Annotated in this window: 16 protein-coding genes; 6 read left to right on the forward strand and 10 right to left on the reverse strand. The window is 60.9% G+C overall.

Going from position 1 to position 15,037, the window contains the following annotated elements:
* Positions 1 to 70 precede the first annotated feature (70 nt).
* From J2Y86_RS16805 to J2Y86_RS16820, 4 genes are read left to right on the forward strand one after another with little or no spacing between them, the layout of a single operon-like run.
* Positions 71 to 1,468, forward strand: coding sequence for a COG3014 family protein (locus tag J2Y86_RS16805; protein WP_253433614.1), 1,398 nt, complete (start codon positions 71 to 73; stop codon positions 1,466 to 1,468).
* Between the two features lie 15 nt (positions 1,469 to 1,483).
* Positions 1,484 to 1,855, forward strand: coding sequence for a YcfL family protein (locus J2Y86_RS16810; protein ID WP_017341417.1), 372 nt, complete (start codon positions 1,484 to 1,486; stop codon positions 1,853 to 1,855).
* Positions 1,856 to 1,888: 33 nt separating this feature from the next.
* Positions 1,889 to 2,476 carry a penicillin-binding protein activator LpoB gene (gene lpoB, locus J2Y86_RS16815; protein ID WP_214379726.1) on the forward strand — a complete coding sequence of 196 codons (588 nt, stop codon included), beginning with the start codon at positions 1,889 to 1,891 and terminating at the stop codon, positions 2,474 to 2,476.
* A 3-nt stretch (positions 2,477 to 2,479) separates the two neighbouring features.
* Positions 2,480 to 3,223 carry a penicillin-binding protein activator LpoB gene (locus J2Y86_RS16820; protein WP_253433617.1) on the forward strand — a complete coding sequence of 248 codons (744 nt, stop codon included), beginning with the start codon at positions 2,480 to 2,482 and terminating at the stop codon, positions 3,221 to 3,223.
* Between the two features lie 206 nt (positions 3,224 to 3,429).
* Here the strand turns inward: J2Y86_RS16820 and J2Y86_RS16825 are convergent, their stop codons facing one another.
* The 3 genes from J2Y86_RS16825 to J2Y86_RS16835 form a co-directional block, all read right to left on the reverse strand.
* Positions 3,430 to 4,062, reverse strand: coding sequence for a LysE family transporter (locus J2Y86_RS16825; protein WP_253433620.1), 633 nt, complete (start codon positions 4,060 to 4,062; stop codon positions 3,430 to 3,432).
* 238 nt (positions 4,063 to 4,300) lie between these two features.
* The gene (locus tag J2Y86_RS16830) at positions 4,301 to 4,882 is read right to left on the reverse strand and encodes a mechanosensitive ion channel family protein (protein WP_017341421.1); all 582 of its coding nucleotides are present in this window, start codon (positions 4,880 to 4,882) and stop codon (positions 4,301 to 4,303) included.
* Entirely contained in the window at positions 4,882 to 6,792 is a 1,911-nt protein-coding gene (locus J2Y86_RS16835; protein ID WP_253433624.1) for an ATP-binding cassette domain-containing protein, read from the reverse strand. The genes J2Y86_RS16830 and J2Y86_RS16835 overlap by 1 nt, the downstream gene beginning before the upstream one ends.
* Before the next feature lie 50 nt (positions 6,793 to 6,842).
* Here J2Y86_RS16835 and J2Y86_RS16840 point away from each other — a divergent pair, with 50 nt between their 5' ends.
* Positions 6,843 to 7,307 (forward strand): TIGR02444 family protein, encoded by a 465-nt coding sequence (locus J2Y86_RS16840; protein WP_253433627.1) that lies wholly within the window; start codon positions 6,843 to 6,845, stop codon positions 7,305 to 7,307.
* On the opposite strand, the gene J2Y86_RS16845 is transcribed toward J2Y86_RS16840, so the two are convergent.
* Positions 7,304 to 8,506 carry an AlgP family protein gene (locus J2Y86_RS16845; protein ID WP_253433630.1) on the reverse strand — a complete coding sequence of 401 codons (1,203 nt, stop codon included), beginning with the start codon at positions 8,504 to 8,506 and terminating at the stop codon, positions 7,304 to 7,306. The genes J2Y86_RS16840 and J2Y86_RS16845 overlap by 4 nt on opposite strands.
* Positions 8,507 to 8,698: 192 nt before the next feature.
* Between J2Y86_RS16845 and J2Y86_RS16850 the strand changes: the two genes are divergently transcribed.
* Positions 8,699 to 9,364: an FKBP-type peptidyl-prolyl cis-trans isomerase gene (locus tag J2Y86_RS16850; protein ID WP_253433633.1), complete on the forward strand. Its 666-nt coding sequence runs from the start codon at positions 8,699 to 8,701 to the stop codon at positions 9,362 to 9,364.
* Positions 9,365 to 9,430: 66 nt separating this feature from the next.
* On the opposite strand, the gene J2Y86_RS16855 is transcribed toward J2Y86_RS16850, so the two are convergent.
* The 6 genes from J2Y86_RS16855 to hemC all read right to left on the reverse strand — a co-directional run bounded on the left by J2Y86_RS16855 (position 9,431) and on the right by hemC (position 15,029).
* Positions 9,431 to 9,889 carry an Rsd/AlgQ family anti-sigma factor gene (locus J2Y86_RS16855; RefSeq protein ID WP_007899333.1) on the reverse strand — a complete coding sequence of 153 codons (459 nt, stop codon included), beginning with the start codon at positions 9,887 to 9,889 and terminating at the stop codon, positions 9,431 to 9,433.
* A gap of 178 nt (positions 9,890 to 10,067) precedes the next feature.
* Positions 10,068 to 10,619: a disulfide bond formation protein B gene (locus tag J2Y86_RS16860; RefSeq protein ID WP_253433636.1), complete on the reverse strand. Its 552-nt coding sequence runs from the start codon at positions 10,617 to 10,619 to the stop codon at positions 10,068 to 10,070.
* Between the two features lie 298 nt (positions 10,620 to 10,917).
* Positions 10,918 to 12,156, reverse strand: coding sequence for a heme biosynthesis protein HemY (locus tag J2Y86_RS16865; RefSeq protein ID WP_253433639.1), 1,239 nt, complete (start codon positions 12,154 to 12,156; stop codon positions 10,918 to 10,920).
* Entirely contained in the window at positions 12,153 to 13,307 is a 1,155-nt protein-coding gene (locus J2Y86_RS16870) for a uroporphyrinogen-III C-methyltransferase (RefSeq protein ID WP_253433642.1), read from the reverse strand. The genes J2Y86_RS16865 and J2Y86_RS16870 overlap by 4 nt, the downstream gene beginning before the upstream one ends.
* 16 nt (positions 13,308 to 13,323) lie before the next feature.
* Positions 13,324 to 14,091: a uroporphyrinogen-III synthase gene (locus tag J2Y86_RS16875; protein ID WP_253433646.1), complete on the reverse strand. Its 768-nt coding sequence runs from the start codon at positions 14,089 to 14,091 to the stop codon at positions 13,324 to 13,326.
* Positions 14,088 to 15,029 (reverse strand): hydroxymethylbilane synthase, encoded by a 942-nt coding sequence (gene hemC / locus J2Y86_RS16880; protein ID WP_253433649.1) that lies wholly within the window; start codon positions 15,027 to 15,029, stop codon positions 14,088 to 14,090. Before hemC ends, J2Y86_RS16875 begins: the two co-directional genes overlap by 4 nt.
* Between the last annotated feature and the right edge of the window lie 8 nt (positions 15,030 to 15,037).

A 15,037-nucleotide genomic window follows, 5' to 3' on the forward strand; every position in this document is an offset into this window, starting at 1 on the left:
CAGTCTGCGCCGATAGGTCTTAACAGCCCGACCAGCAAGCGCGGCTGCTTACACTCAGGGAAGAAGTACTATGGCCTCCCGCGCCCTAACCTTGATCGCGCTCAGCGCTGTCACCTTGCTCTCCGGCTGTTCGGCCTTTCGCAACTACGATTCGGAACTCGCACAGACCAACCAGCAACTGGCTGCCGGCAACGTCGACGCCGCGCTGACCCTGCTGGAAAAGAACAACACCGGCGAAGACAAAGACCTGCTGTATTACTTCGAGAAAGGTGAACTGCTGCGCGCCAAGGGCGACTTGTCCGGCAGCCAGAACGCCTGGACCAGCGCCGATGCGGTGGTCGGCAAGTGGGAAGACGCGGTCAAGCTCGATACCGCCAAGTACGTCGCTCAGTTCGGCAGCTTCCTGGTGAACGACAAGGTCCGTCGCTACGAAGGCTACGACTACGAAAAAGTCATGCTGACCACGCAAATGGCCCTGAACCTGCTGGCCGTGAACGACTTCGACGGCGCGCGCACCGCGATCAAGAAAACCCACGAACGTGAAGCCGTGATCGCCGACCTGCGCGACAAGGAATACCTCAAGAGCGAAGAGGAAGCCGAGAAAGAAGGCGTCAAGACCGAATACAAAGACCTGCAGGGTTACCCGGTCGCCAGCCTCGATGCGCCGGAAGTGGTCGGCCTGAAAAACAGCTACCAGAGTGCGTTCAGCCATTACCTGGCCGGCTTCGTCTACGAAGCCCTGGGTGAAAAAGACCTGGCCGCGCCGGGTTATCGCAAAGCGGCCGAACTGCGCCCGAACACCCCGCTGCTGGAACAGGCACTGAAGGACCTCGACAAGAAAAACGCCAAGGACGAGGACAGCGACATCCTGATCGTCGTGCAAAGCGGCCTGGCGCCGGCCCGGGATTCGATCCGCGTACCCCTGCCTCTGCCCATCAGCGGCAATGTGGTGATCACCCCGCTGTCGTTCCCGATCATCAAGCCTGATACCTCCACCGCCACGCTCGCCCAGATCGGCGTGGACGGCCAGCAGGTCAACCTGACGCAACTCAACAGCATCACCGCCATGTCCCGCCGCGCGCTGCGTGACGACATGCCGGGCATCATTGTGCGCACCACCGTTCGCGCCGTGACCCGTGGCGTGGCGCAGAAGCAGATCAACGAAACCAACCCGCTGGCGGGCCTGGCGGTCGGTATCACTTCAGCCGTGCTCGAAGGTGCCGATACCCGTACGTGGCGCACCCTGCCGGACAACACCCAGGTGGTGCGCCTGCGCCTGAAGAAAGGCGAGCACCAGGTCACGCTGCCAAGTGCGGTCGGTGGTTCGGTAGTCAAGATTACTGTCGATCAACGCTATCAGGTCATCAGCCTGCGTGCCGTGGGCAGCCAGGTGTTCGCCAGCGGCCTGGCGGCTCACGTCGTCCCAAGCAGCAGCCCAACGGCCGTGGCCAGCCTCAAACAACCTTAAGAACGGAGTCTTTACATGCGTTTCAAACTCATCGCTGTCGTCGCCCTGGCCTTGCTGGCCGGTTGCGCCACACCGCCGCCACCGGAGCCAGGCAGCGCCGCCAGCAAAGTCGTGGCCATGGGCAAGCTGAAGAACATTGTGGTGGGCGCCATGCGCGTCGCCCGGGAAAACGGCTTCATGACGGTCAATGTGCAGCTGAGCAACACCAGCTTCAACAACAAGACCTTCTACTACCGCTTTGCCTGGCTCGGCCCTGAAGGCTTCCCGATTGCCGAAGAAGAAACCTGGAAAAGCCAGATGATGTACGGCGAGCAGACCAGTTTCATCCAGGCCATCGCGCCCACCGCCAAAGCCGTGGATTTCCGCCTCGAAATCAAAACGCCTTAACACCCTATTCGTTCAGTTTTAGAGAGCATTCCCATGTTTGCACGTTTTTCGTTCATCGCCGTTATCGCCCTGCTGGCCAGCGGTTGCGCCAATACCTCGCCTGTTCTGGGCAGCAAGAACATCAGCTACGGCGACACCAAGGCCGTGGAAACCGTGACCAACGAGTTCGGCTCCACCGACCTGCAGATGATTGCCGAGTCCATGACCCGCTCCCTCGCCCAGTCCGGCATTCTGCAAGGCCGTCCGGTGGTTCAGGTCTACGACGTGAAGAACAAGACCAGCGAATACATCGACACTCGCGAAATAACCACCAGCATCAAGACCCAGCTGATGAAGTCCGGCACCGCCCGCTTCGCCAGCGACAACACTGCCATGCAAAGCCAGGTCGACCAGCTCAAGCTGCAAAACCAGAGCGGCCTGTACAAGAAAGCCACCGTGGCCAAGACCGGCAACATGATCGCCGCCAAATACCGTCTTGAAGGTTCGATCAGCTCGATCGTCAAGCGCAGCAGCGACTACAAGGACGTCTTCTACAAATTCAGCCTGCAATTGATCGACGTTGAAAGCGGTCTGGCCGAGTGGATGGACGAGAAAGAGATCCGCAAGACCACGGAGCGTTAATCAATGCGTGCATGGATTGGCATGATGGCCCTGGCTTGCGCGTTAAGCGCGCAGGCGGCCCCGAAAGTCGCGGTGACCGACCTGGCGTATCAGGAGCGAGTGGAGCAGTACATCCACATCGTTTCGGCCAAGAACAATTATCGCGAGGGTTACTACAGCGCCAGTGGTTCTTCGAGCTACAACGAATTCGAAGCCACCACCAGCTACATCGAGCAAGCTGAGCTGCGCAAATTCACCGGCGACATCAAGGGCGAGATACTGCGCACCGGCATGTTCCAGCTGGTGCAAGGCACGCCGTACACCGCCGCGTCCAAGGGCGACATCTATGACGTGATCAAGCGGATCAAGGCCGGCAACTTCAAGGGTGCCGACTATGTGCTGTTCGGCACCGTGTCGGACATTGATTTCACCCGCGACGTAACCGAACTGGCCAACACCGACAGCCATTCCGCCGTGTTGGGCCTGACCCTGGTGGCGGACTTCAGCCTGATCAACACCCGGACGTATGAAATCACCTCGGCTTTCACAGCGATGGGCGAAGGTCAGGACACCAAACTGGTGAATGGCCGGGACATCAAGGTTTCGCTGAACCGTCCGCGGGTGGTTCGTGACGTGTCCAAGGCGCTGGGTGAAGACGTGGCCGCGCAGTTGAGCCAACAGCTCGGTGGCGGTAGTTACCAGCAGCCAGGGCAAGCCCCATTACGCAACAACCTGCCACCGGATACGGCGCCGGTCATTTTGCGCTGATCCAGGGCTTGCTCTAACCCTGTGGTGAGTGCCTTTGTGGCGAGGGGATTTATCCCCGTTGGACTGCGCAGCAGTCCCATCTTTGGGGCCGCTTCGCGACCCAACGGGGATAAATCCCCTCGCCACAAAAACCCTCACCACGAGAGCATCCGCATCACAAATGAAAAAGGCGACCCCCAGGGTCGCCTTTTTTGTGGCTGCGAGTTTTACACCGCAGCTTTACGCAGCGTCGCCATAAACGCCGCCGCGCCAATGAACAATCCGGCAAAGGTCCGGTTCATGCGTTTTTGCTGCTTGGGCGTACGCAACATGCGCAGTACCTTGGACGCCAACCCGGTGTAACCGGCCATGACAATCAGATCAACACAGACCATGGTCACGCCAATGATCAGGTATTGAGCCAATAGCGGCGCATGCGGGTCGATGAACTGCGGCAACACCGCGAGCATGAACACCAGGGCCTTGGGGTTGCTGATGTTGACCAGGAAACCGCGGAACACCAGGGCCAACGGTTTGCCGATCTGGCGCACGGCGGCGTCGTCGCTCATGTCGCTGGGCAGCGCACGCCATTGCTTGACCGCCAGGTAAACCAGGTACGCCACGCCGAACCATTTGATCGCATAGAACGCGGAGGCTGATGCGGTGAGAATCGCGCCAACACCGGCGCCGACAATCGCAATCTGCACCGCCAGGCCCAATTGCAGGCCCAGGGCGTTCCAGTAACCGCGCCAGAAACCGTATTGCAGACCGCTGGACATCGACGCAATGGCGCCGGCACCGGGAGACAGGCTGATCACCCAGCAGGCGGCAAAAAACGCCAGCCATGTTTGAAGCTCCATCGCACACCTCGACTCAGACTCGTGACAGACGTCTAAGCTAATGCGGCTTGGGGCCGATGACTACCGATTTTTTGCAGGATATTGCGGCGGCCGACCAGCGTTTTATGACTCGAGGGCCCCTTCGCGAGCAAGCCCGCTCCCACATTTGATCAGTGTTGTTCACAAATTTTGTGTTCACTAAAGATCCAATGTGGGAGCGGGCTTGCTCGCGAAAGCGGTATGTCAGGCAACGGAAGGTTTACTTCTCAAACCCGCCGGACGAGAACACATCCGTACCCCGCCAGCGTCGAACCGAGCGCTGGAAGAACAAACTGTTGGGCACCTGCACCATCGCGCTGCCGGTCCCAAGCTCTTCAGCCTCGATCAACGTGGTGTACAGCAGATTGATCGCCACCACCCGGCCTTTGACGCCAGGCTTGTCAGTGGTGTCCACCAACTCGACCACGTCACCGATACGGAACGGGCCGACAGTAAAGATCAGGATCGCGCAGAGCAGATTGGAGAGCACGCTCCACATGGCGAAAAACGCCACCGCGGCCACCGCAACGAAACCGGACAACGCGGTCCAGAGCACCGTGGCCGATACACCGAGGCGTTCCAGCACGAAAATCAGCGCACTGCCCATGATCAGCCAGCGCAGACCGCCGCGCAGCGGCATCAGGAACTGCGGCGGAAACGGATAGCGCTCGCCCAATCGAGTCAGGCATTTAGCGACGACGCGCTGAGCGATATAACCGGCCAGCAGGATCAGCAGAATTTGCACGACCAGCCAGATCGGCTCGACCCACATTGCCGGCAACGGTAGCTTGAAGGCTTCCATCAGGACAGCGCCTCCAACTCCGCCTGCATGCTTTCGAGCAATTCCAGGGCTTCCATCCAGGCTTCTTCCAGCTCGGCTTCACGCACCTTCAGCCTGGCTTGTTCGGCCAGCAGATCACGCAAATCGTTCTTGCGTGCCGGCTCGTAGATATCGCTGTCGCCAAGGCCGGTGTCGATCTTCGCCAGTTTCTCGTGCAGCTTGCCCAACTCGGCTTCGAGCTTGTCAGCCTCGCGCTTGTGCGGCGCCAGTTGCTGACGCAATGCGGCGGCGGCCTGACGCTGAGCCTTTTTGTCGGTCTTGTCCGGATTGACCGGCGTGTTGCTGACCGGGGCATTGCGCTGACGGTAGTCGACCAGCCAACGGGCGTAGTCTTCCAGGTCACCGTCAAACTCCTCGACCTTGCCGTCCGCCACCAGATAGAAATTGTCAGTGGTGCTCTTGAGCAAATGACGATCGTGGGAGACCACCAGCACTGCACCACTGAATTCCTGCAGGGCCATGGTCAGCGCCAGGCGCATTTCCAGGTCCAGGTGGTTGGTGGGTTCGTCGAGCAGCAGCAGGTTCGGTCGTTCCCAGGCGATCAACGCCAGGGCCAGGCGAGCTTTCTCACCACCGGAGAAATTCAGCACAGGCTCGTCGATACGCGCACCGCGGAAGTCGAAACCGCCGAGGAAATCACGCAGGGTCTGCTCGCGTTCGGTCGGCGCCAGACGTTGCAAGTGCAGCAGCGGGCTGGCCTTCGAGTCCAGGGAGTCAAGCTGATGCTGGGCGAAGTAACCGACGACGGTGTTTTCGCCACGGGTCAGTCGACCGGCCAGCGGCGAGAGTTCACCGGCAAGGTTTTTGATCAGGGTCGATTTACCGGCGCCGTTGGGCCCCAGCAAACCGATGCGCGCGCCGGGGGTCAGTTGCAGCTTGACCTTCTCCAGCACGGCTTTGTCGCCGTAGCCCAAACGGGCGTCGGACAGGTCGATCAAAGGGCTGGAAATCTTCGTCGACTCGCGGAAGACAAAGTCGAACGGTGAATCGACGTGGGCAGCGGACAACTCTTCCATCCGCTCCAGCGCCTTGATCCGGCTCTGGGCCTGACGGGCCTTGGTCGCCTGGGCCTTGAAGCGGGCGATGTAGCTTTCCATGTGCGCGCGTTGCGCCTGCTGCTTCTCGTAGGCCTGTTGCTGCTGGGCCAGACGTTCGGCACGGGCGCGTTCGAAAGCGCTGTAGCCACCGCGATACAGGGTGATCTTGCGCTGATCGACATGGGCCACATGATCGACCACGGCATCGAGGAAATCCCGGTCGTGGGAAATCAGCAACAAGGTGCCGGGGTAGCTTTTGAGCCACTCTTCGAGCCAGATGATGGCGTCGAGGTCCAAGTGGTTGGTCGGTTCGTCGAGCAGCAACAGGTCAGAGGGGCACATCAATGCCTGCGCCAGGTTCAGACGCATCCGCCAGCCACCAGAGAAATCTCCTACCTGGCGATCCATCTGTTCGTTGGTGAACCCCAGGCCGGCCAGCAGCTTGCGGGCACGGGCGTCGGCCGTGTAACCGTCGGCGCTGTCGAGTTCCGAGTGCAGGCGGGCCTGAGCGGCACCGTCATGGGCCGCTTCGGCGGCGGCGAGGTCACGTTGCACCTCGCGCAGGCGCAGGTCGCCATCGAGCACGTAGTCGACCGCCAGGCGTTCGAGCGTCTCGATTTCCTGGCGCATGTGGGCGATGCGCCAGTCGGCCGGCAGGAAGCAGTCACCCGAGTCCGGGTGCAGCTCGCCCCGAATCAAGGCGAACAGGCTCGATTTGCCGGCGCCGTTGGCACCGATGAGGCCGGCTTTGTGGCCGGCGTGCAGGGTCAGCTCGGCGTCTTCTAGCAGACGTTGCGGGCCACGCTGTAAAGTCAGGTTCTGAAGTCGAATCATAATGGCGGCGGAGTCTACCAGCTTCGCTCGCAACTGGCGCGAGTAGCACTATGTCCTCTGACCTGTGGAGCTTTTCCCTTGGCACTTACGCCCGTCCCGGCGTTGAAGCCGCGTGCCTGACCTTGCAGTCGGCGGGAGTGAATGTGTGCCTGTTGTTGTGTGGGCTGTGGCTGGGGCAGCGAGGAGTCGCCTGCAACGAGCAACGATTGCAGCAGCTTCGCAACGTGGCCGAACCCTGGGACGCGGATGTCGTTCGACCGCTGCGTGATGTGCGCATGCAATGGAAAATCATCGCGACTGAAGATGCCGAACTGAATGCGTTACGCGAACAAGTGAAAGCGCTGGAGCTGGAAGCCGAACGGCATCTGTTGTTGCGACTGGAGCGATCGGCGCAGAGTTGGCCGCAGGATGAGGCGACCGATTTATCGGCCTGGCTGGAAGGTGTGGCGGCGGGTGCCGCCCACCTGGACCGCGACGCGCTGCATCAGCTGCGCGTCGCGGCAACCGGCACTTAGGAAGCGCTGGTTGGGGTGGTGCTGGTGCTCGACGGTGCGACCGGCGTTGGCGCCGTGGTGGCTGTCGAGGTGGAAGCCGCCGGTGCAGGAGCGGCCGACGCGGATGGCGCTGGCGTCGCTGGTTTGGCAGCAGGAGCCGGGGTTGGCTTGGCAACGGCGGCCGGTTTTTTCACGGCTGGTTTGGCTGCAGCGGGTTTTGCAGCTGTCGCTGGTTTGGCGGCGACTGGCTTGGCAGCAGCAGTTTTTGCAGCGGGTTTAGCAGCTGGTTTCGCGGCCGGCTTGGCAGCGATTTTTGCCGCGGCTGGTTTTGCGACAGTCTTGGCAGCCGGTTTCGCAGCGGCGGTTTTAGCGGCTGGTTTGGCAGCTGCAGTTTTTGCCGCAGCAGGTTTGGCAGCAGCGGTTCTTGCAGCCGGTTTAGCGGCCGCAGCTTTCGCCGCAGCAGGCTTGGCAGCAGCGGTTCTTGCTGCTGGCTTAGCGGCCGCAGTTTTCGCCGCAGCAGGCTTGGCAGCAGCGGTTTTTGCAGCCGGCTTAGCGGCCGCAGTTTTCGCCGCAGCAGGTTTCGCAGCAGCGGTTCTTGCTGCCGGTTTAGCGGCGGCTGTTTTCGCAGCGGCTGGCTTGGCGGCAGGTTTGGCAGCGGCTGTTTTCGCAGCCGGTTTCGCAGCGCTGGCAGCGACCGGTTTTTTCGCAGCAGGTTTAGCTGCGGCTTTCACCGGAGCCTTGGCAGCAGGCTTGGCCGATGCTTTTGCAGCAGCCGGTTTGGCAGCGGCTTTCTTGGCCGGGGCCGCAGCAGGCTTAGCCGAACGCAGGGACAACGCCTTGCCGACAGCCTCTTGTACACGACCGACGCCCTGGGCCAGTTTCAGGCTTTCTTGAGCATCGCGCTTGAGTTGCAGAATGTAGGTACGGGTCTCGGACTGGCGATCCTTGAGGGAGTCGAGCAAGTCTTCGAGTTGCTTCACTCCGTCCTTCGCCTTGGCTTGTGCCTTGGCCTTGCCGGCCGCCGCAGCATCCTGCAATTTGGTACGGGATTTGTGCAATTTCTCCTGCGCTTTTCCGCGCTGTTTTTCCAGTTTGGCGAGCAGTTTTTCAGCATCAGCCAAGGCTTGGGAACAAGCGGTTTCCAAATGCTCGAGCAGGCTGCCCGAGAGTTGTTGGAGTAAGTGCAACGGGGTATTTACAGGCTTCTTGGTGGCCGACATGGTTTACCTCCTGGCTGACGTGGGTGCGGCTCATACTAGACCTCTGCTGCTACCGCCGCTAGGGCATGTTGACAGTATCGAAAGCGCTGCGTTGCAACGAATCGAAAATCTTCCTGGCTTGCGTAAAACAAGTTCACTGTCGCACGCATTCACACTGGCATAATCTGCCGCATCTCAGGTCGGAGAGTGCCGATGTCGCGCTACCTTTTTTTATCGCTGTGCGTATTTTTTTCCGTGGCCCAGGCCGCCGAAAAAACCACGGAAAATGAAGCTCACGATCTCGCGTACAGCCTGGGCGCAAGCCTCGGTGAACGTCTGCGTCAGGAGGTTCCCGATCTGCAACTTCAGGCATTGGTCGAAGGGTTGCAGCAAGCCTATCGAGGCAAGCCGCTGGCCCTGAAAGATGAGCAGATCGAACAGATTCTGGCCGAGCATGAAGCGCAGGTTGCCTTGCAACAGAGCGCACCGCAGAGCGAAGTCGCCCTCGAAAAAGAGAAACGTTTTCTCGCGGGGGAAAAAGCCAGACCCGGGGTTCGTGAACTGGCCGATGGTGTGTTGCTGACGGAGCTGGTGCCTGGCACCGGTGCGAAAGCCGGTCCGAATGGCAAGGTCCAGGTCCTGTACATCGGTCGCCTTCCCGACGGCACCGTGTTCGATCAGAACACTCAGCCGCAGTGGTTCAGTCTCGACAGTGTGATCAGTGGGTGGCGCAGCGCTCTGCAAAACATGCCGGTCGGTGCGAAGTGGCGGCTGGTGATTCCATCGGCGCAGGCCTATGGCGCCGACGGTGCCGGCGACTTGATCGAGCCATTCACGCCACTGGTGTTCGAAGTCGAATTGCGCGGCGCCACCGGCTGAACAGCGCAAACGAAAAACGGCGCGCATAAGCGCACCGTTTTTTTTGAGGGTGTTGCAGGATGGGGTTCAGGCTTGAACCGAATCCTCTTCCTTGTGAGCGGTGTGCAGCACTTCGATCAGGCAGTCTTCCAGTTCGAAGCGTTCGTGCAACAGGCCACCCAGCTCCTTGAATTTCTCTGCCACGCACTTGCCTGCATCGCACAGGTCGTTGAACGCGAGCAGCTTCTCGGTGATGACGTCGATACGCGGGTAGATCGTCTCGGCCAATTCGAGACCGCGAGTGTCGCCAAATGCCTTGGCTTCGCCCGTCAGCTGTTCGTAGATTTCGAAGTGCCCCGCAGATACGTAATCGACCAGCACGCCGCAGAATTCCTGCAATGGCTTGCGATTCTCCCCCAGAGCCTCAGGCTTGGCGCCGAGAGCATCATAGGCCCGAACCAGTTCGTGACGCTCCTGCAACCAGCGATCGATCAGCAGATGCACTCCACCCCAGCGTTCCTGAGCATTCTGACAACTTTCGAGCATGGTGATCTCTCTTCCCTTGTGGGTCATGCTGCCCTACACCTGTCGCACACTTGAAGATCAAGGATCGGCCAGGCAGAGCGTCATTCGAGCAACATAATTCCAATGACACGTGCGGGCCAGATTATGCCCGCGCGACGGTGGCTTCAAGGTACGCAGGAGATAAAGTTCATACAAGTGTTTAATCGCCCGCCAGCGCAGGGTGCGACGACTCGCCGCTGAGCGGTCGCCGACAGGCGATCCAGACAACGCGCAGCAGCTGCTGAACACCGAGAGTTGTCATCGCGACAAAGAACAACAGGCTCCACTCCGGCAGGCTCAGGTCGAACAGCGTCCATGAGATCCTTGTGCAGTCGGCCGTGCCGTTGAACATTTGCTGCACAACGTACGCCCAAGGGTTGCTGGCGAACAGATCGGCCATATGGGGCGAGCACGTGGACACCTGTTGCAGCGGGTCGCCTTGCAACAACACCTGGCGCCACGCTGTGACTGTTCCCGCCAGGCTGCACAGCAATCCCAGCAGCCAATACAGGAAAGAACCGAATCGGCCGGGACCATGCACCGAAGCCATCAGGCAGACACCCGTGAACAATGCCAGACACATCCGCTGCAGCTCGCACATGCCGCACGGCTGGAGGCCTACCGCATATTCCAGGTAATAGGACACGCCCAAGGCCAGGGCGCCGGCAACGAAAACCATGAAAAACAAGGAGCGTGAGCAGGCCAACGACATGGCTTTTCCGTACCAGTAGAGACAAGTGGTTACGGTAGAGGAAAGCGCGCCAGCCTTACAAGACAGGTCGGCAGAGACACTTCAACAGAAGTGTAGGGAATTCCCGACAGAGTCGAGAGGATCAGATGTAGTCGTCTGTAGGAATTTGTCACCAACTGACCACGACTGTAAGAATTAACGTCTTTGTGGCGAGGGAGCTTGCTCCCGTTCGATTGCGCAGCAGTCGCAAATCAAGAGGTTGCTTTGCAACCCGGCGGGAGCAAGCTCCCTCGCCACAGGTCTCACCAGCCGTTAACGTTTAGACGGTTGCCGGCACCGGCAACGGCGCCGCCAACAAACGTTCATCCAGGAGACCAAGGCCTTCCTGGAACAGCTGGTTACTGCGCTCGGTGTCGCCCAGTTGCGCCAGCAATCGCGCCAGCTCCGCGCAGGCTTCCGGATTGCGCTGCACGCGCAGGCTGCTCTCCAGATAATCCCGGGCCTTACCCCACAGACTGTTTTGCAAACATAGACGACCCAGGGTCAGCAACAGGCTCGGGTCGGTCGGATGGTTCTTCAGCCAGCCCTCGGCGGTCTGTAGCTGTCGGGCCGGATCACTGCCGCGAACCAGTCCGTAAAGGCGCGCCAGATGGCTGTCGTAGTTGCGCTTGAGCGCCGTTCGCAGCACCTCTTCGGCCTCGACCTGGGCGCCGATTTGCCGAAGCTGCTCGGCATACGCCAACACCAGTTGCGGTTCCTGGCGCTGAGCCGAGGTGAGTTGCTGCCAGGCGCGGTTGAGCGATTGCAATCCGACGGTTCCGTCTTCTTCCTGGTGCGCGGCCAGGGACAGGTTTTCCCCCCAGGCCCGGCGCTCCAGTTCTGCCAGCTCGGCCGGTGGCAGGACCTTGTCCTTGCGCAGCTCCGGCAGCAGGCGAATCACCGCCGACCAGTCACCGCGCTGTTGATGCAAACGCTGCAACTGGCGCAAGGTCTGGACGTTATGAGGGTGACGCTCATGCATCGCCTGCAAGGTCACCAGGGCGCCGTCGGTGTCGCCGCGATCGGTCTGCAGTTGAGCGTGGCTCAAGGCGATCGCCAACTCGGCCTGGGGCTGGCGCTCCAGTGCACGCTCCAGCAAGTTGTCGCTTTCCTCGTAGTGGCCTTGCTCGTTCGCGGCGCGAGCAGCGCCGAGGTAGTAAAGCAGCGGCTGGCGCTCGGCTTCGGCGGCGCGATGCAAATGACGCTGCGCACTCGCCCAGCGACCTTCGGCCAGGTCCAGCTGACCGTGCTCAATCGCCACTTGCACCCGGCGACTGCGATTGCGCCGCGACCAGGGATTGACCACGCCACTGGAGGTCGTGACCAATTCGACCAGTGCCTTGATACCCCAGAACACCAGCCACAACACCGCCACCAGGGCCAGGGTTGCCCACAGGCTCGATTCGAAACGGAAGCTCTTGTAAGCGATCAGCACGTAGCCAGAATGCTCGGCAATCGCCAACCCCAAAGCGGCGGCAGCGGCGATGGCCAAAAACACGATCACATAGAGTCGCTTCATGGCGTGGCCTCCGGCAGGGTGCTTGCGGCAGGCTTGGCCATGGGTTTGATCGAGTCCTCGGCGTTGACGTTACGACGCTCGAGATAACCCTGAACCGCGCTCAGCGTGCCGGTCAGGTCCGGCGTGACGACAGTGACCGGCTGCTTGCTCAGCTCGCCGACCTGCTCAAGCATCACTTTGCTCTGCGGATTGTCCGGATTGAAGTTGCCTTTGAGCACGTCCCGCGCCTCGGCCAGCGCCTGGGTGTAAACCGCGGCCTGACCGTTGAGTGCCGCCCATTGCGCCTGTTCCAGCGCCAGGCTCAGGGCCAGACGCACCTGGCTCAGGCTCTGCCCTGCCAGCAACGGACGTACATTTTTGTCGGCGTTGAAATCGATGCGGATGTAACGCGAGATCTGATCCCACCATTGCGCCCAGCGACTGGCGCCGTCGCCATCGGCGGTCAGGCCCAGCAGGGATTCGCCACGGTCCTTGTACTCGGGAGCGAGCTCGGTGAGGCTGATCACTTGATCGCGCAGCGCACCCAGTCGCAGGAAAAGACCGGTGCGATCCGGCTGCTCAGTGCTGCGCAAGGCGACCAGGGTTTTCGCCACTTGTTCGCGAGCGGCAAAGGAACCCGGATCGTTCTGTTCGCGAAGAATTTCGTCGGCGCCCTGCACCAGCGCCTGGGCGCTGTTGATGTCCTGCAACGCCGAAAGCCGCAGGCTGGCCAGACGCAGCAAGTGTTCGGCTTCGGCCAGACGCCAGTCCTTGCGGCTCGCGCCGAGGACGGTTTCCAGACGTTGATTCAAACGCTGCTGATCGCCTTGCAGTTGAATCACCAGACGGCTGCGAGCATCCAGCTCTTCAGCAGCGGGCATTTGCTCAAGGCGCGCACTCAGGCGCTGTTCGTTGAGCTTCAGACTTTGCGCCTGATCGTTCAACGCCTGTACCTGGCTCAACTGCTGCTGCGTATTGGCTTGCAGGTGACGCACCTGCCAGACGCCCCAACCGCCCACCGCCACACCGGCGGCGCCCAACAGCAACGCGACTATCGCCAGCCCATTGCCTCGGCGCTGCTCGGCAGCAGGTGGCGCAGTTTCAACCGGAGCTTCAACCGGCGCATCAAGCACTGGCTTCACGTCATCTTTAGGCAAGGCTGTTTCGTTCACGTATCCATCCTTTGCATTAGAGAACGGGTTCGGGATGCTCCCGTAACGCCGTCAGCAAAGCCGCGGCACTGGCGCCACGACAATCCACAACTGTTTGGGCCCCGGCGGCACTTGCCAGCTCGGCGACCCTGGGGCTTGGAACAAACAACGGCAACCGCGCCAATTGCGGCCAGGCAGCGCCGGCCAATTGATGCAGGTGCTCAAAACCCTGTCCACTGCTGACCACCAGCCCGTTCAAGCGTTCCGCCTTGATCCGCTCTGGCAGTGCTGCTGGCGGGTATTGCGGCAGATCGCGGCGGTACAGCTCCAGATAGTCGACACTAGCACCAAGCTCGCGCAAACGCTCAGCGAGCAACTCGCGCCCGCCCTCTCCCCGCATGATCAACACCCGCGGATCAGGCCGTGCGACAGCCTCACGCAACGACGCAAGTTCCAGCAAGGCTTCGCTGTCGTCACCCTCGGCCGGAAAACTCACGTCCAACCCGTGATCATCAAGAATCTGCGCGGTCGCGGCGCCCACGCTGAACCACTTCAGGCGCGGAGGTTGCGGCCAATACTGACTGACCAGATCCACCGCGATTCTGGCGGCCGGCTTGCTGACCACAATCACCGCGCAGTACCGATCCAGATGCTGAATCACCTCGCGCATTGTGTCAGAGGCCGGGATCGGTTCAATTTCCAAAAGCGGCAAGCTGCTGCTGAAAATCCCCGCTTCAGCCAAAACCTCGCTCAGCGCCGCCGACTCATCTGCGGGACGCGTCAGCAGCAGGCGCCAGCCCGTCACTCGTGACCTGCCTCGCCGTAGACTGCTTTCAGAATGTCATTGGCGCCCTGGTTCAGCAGGTCTTCGGCCACTTGCACACCCAGGGCTTCGGCATCGCTGCGCGGCGCACGGGCCTCGGCGCTGAGCAGCAGGCCGCCGCTCGGATCGCCCACCAGACCGCGTAACCAGATCTGCTCGCCTTCGAGCACGGCGTAACAGGCGATCGGCACTTGGCATCCGCCATTCAAATGTTTGTTGAGCGCACGTTCGGCAGTGACACGGGTGGCGGTGTCCTGATGGTGTAGCGGTGCCAGCAAGGCGTGGATTTCAGTGTCGGCGGTGCGGCATTCGATACCGACCGCACCCTGGCCACCGGCCGGCAGACTGTCGTCGACGCTGATGGCTGAAGTGATTCGATCTTCAAAGCCAAGACGAATCAGGCCGGCGGCCGCGAGGATGATAGCGTCGTATTCGCCGGCATCCAGCTTGGCCAGCCGCGTGTTGACGTTGCCGCGCAGGAAGCGGATTTCCAGGTCTGGACGGCGGGTCAACAACTGGGCCTGACGGCGCAGGCTGGAGGTGCCGACGATGCTGCCTTGCGGCAGTTCATCCAAGCTGGCGTAGGTATTGGAGACGAATGCATCACGCGGGTCTTCTCGCTCGCAGATGCAGAACAGGCCGAGACCTTCGGGGAAGTCCATCGGCACGTCTTTCATCGAATGCACGGCGATGTCGGCTTCGTTTTCCAGCAGCGCGGTTTCCAGCTCCTTGACGAACAAACCCTTGCCGCCGATTTTCGACAGCGGTGAGTCCAGCAGCTTGTCGCCCCGACTGACCATGGGTACCAGCGTCACGAGCAGACCCGGATGGGCCGCTTCAAGACGGGCTTTGACGTATTCGGCCTGCCACAGGGCGAGAGCACTTTTGCGGGTGGCGATGCGGATTTCGCGAGAGGACATGGATCAAT

The organism is Pseudomonas migulae (genome assembly GCF_024169315.1).
Lineage (GTDB): Bacteria > Pseudomonadota > Gammaproteobacteria > Pseudomonadales > Pseudomonadaceae > Aquipseudomonas > Aquipseudomonas migulae_B.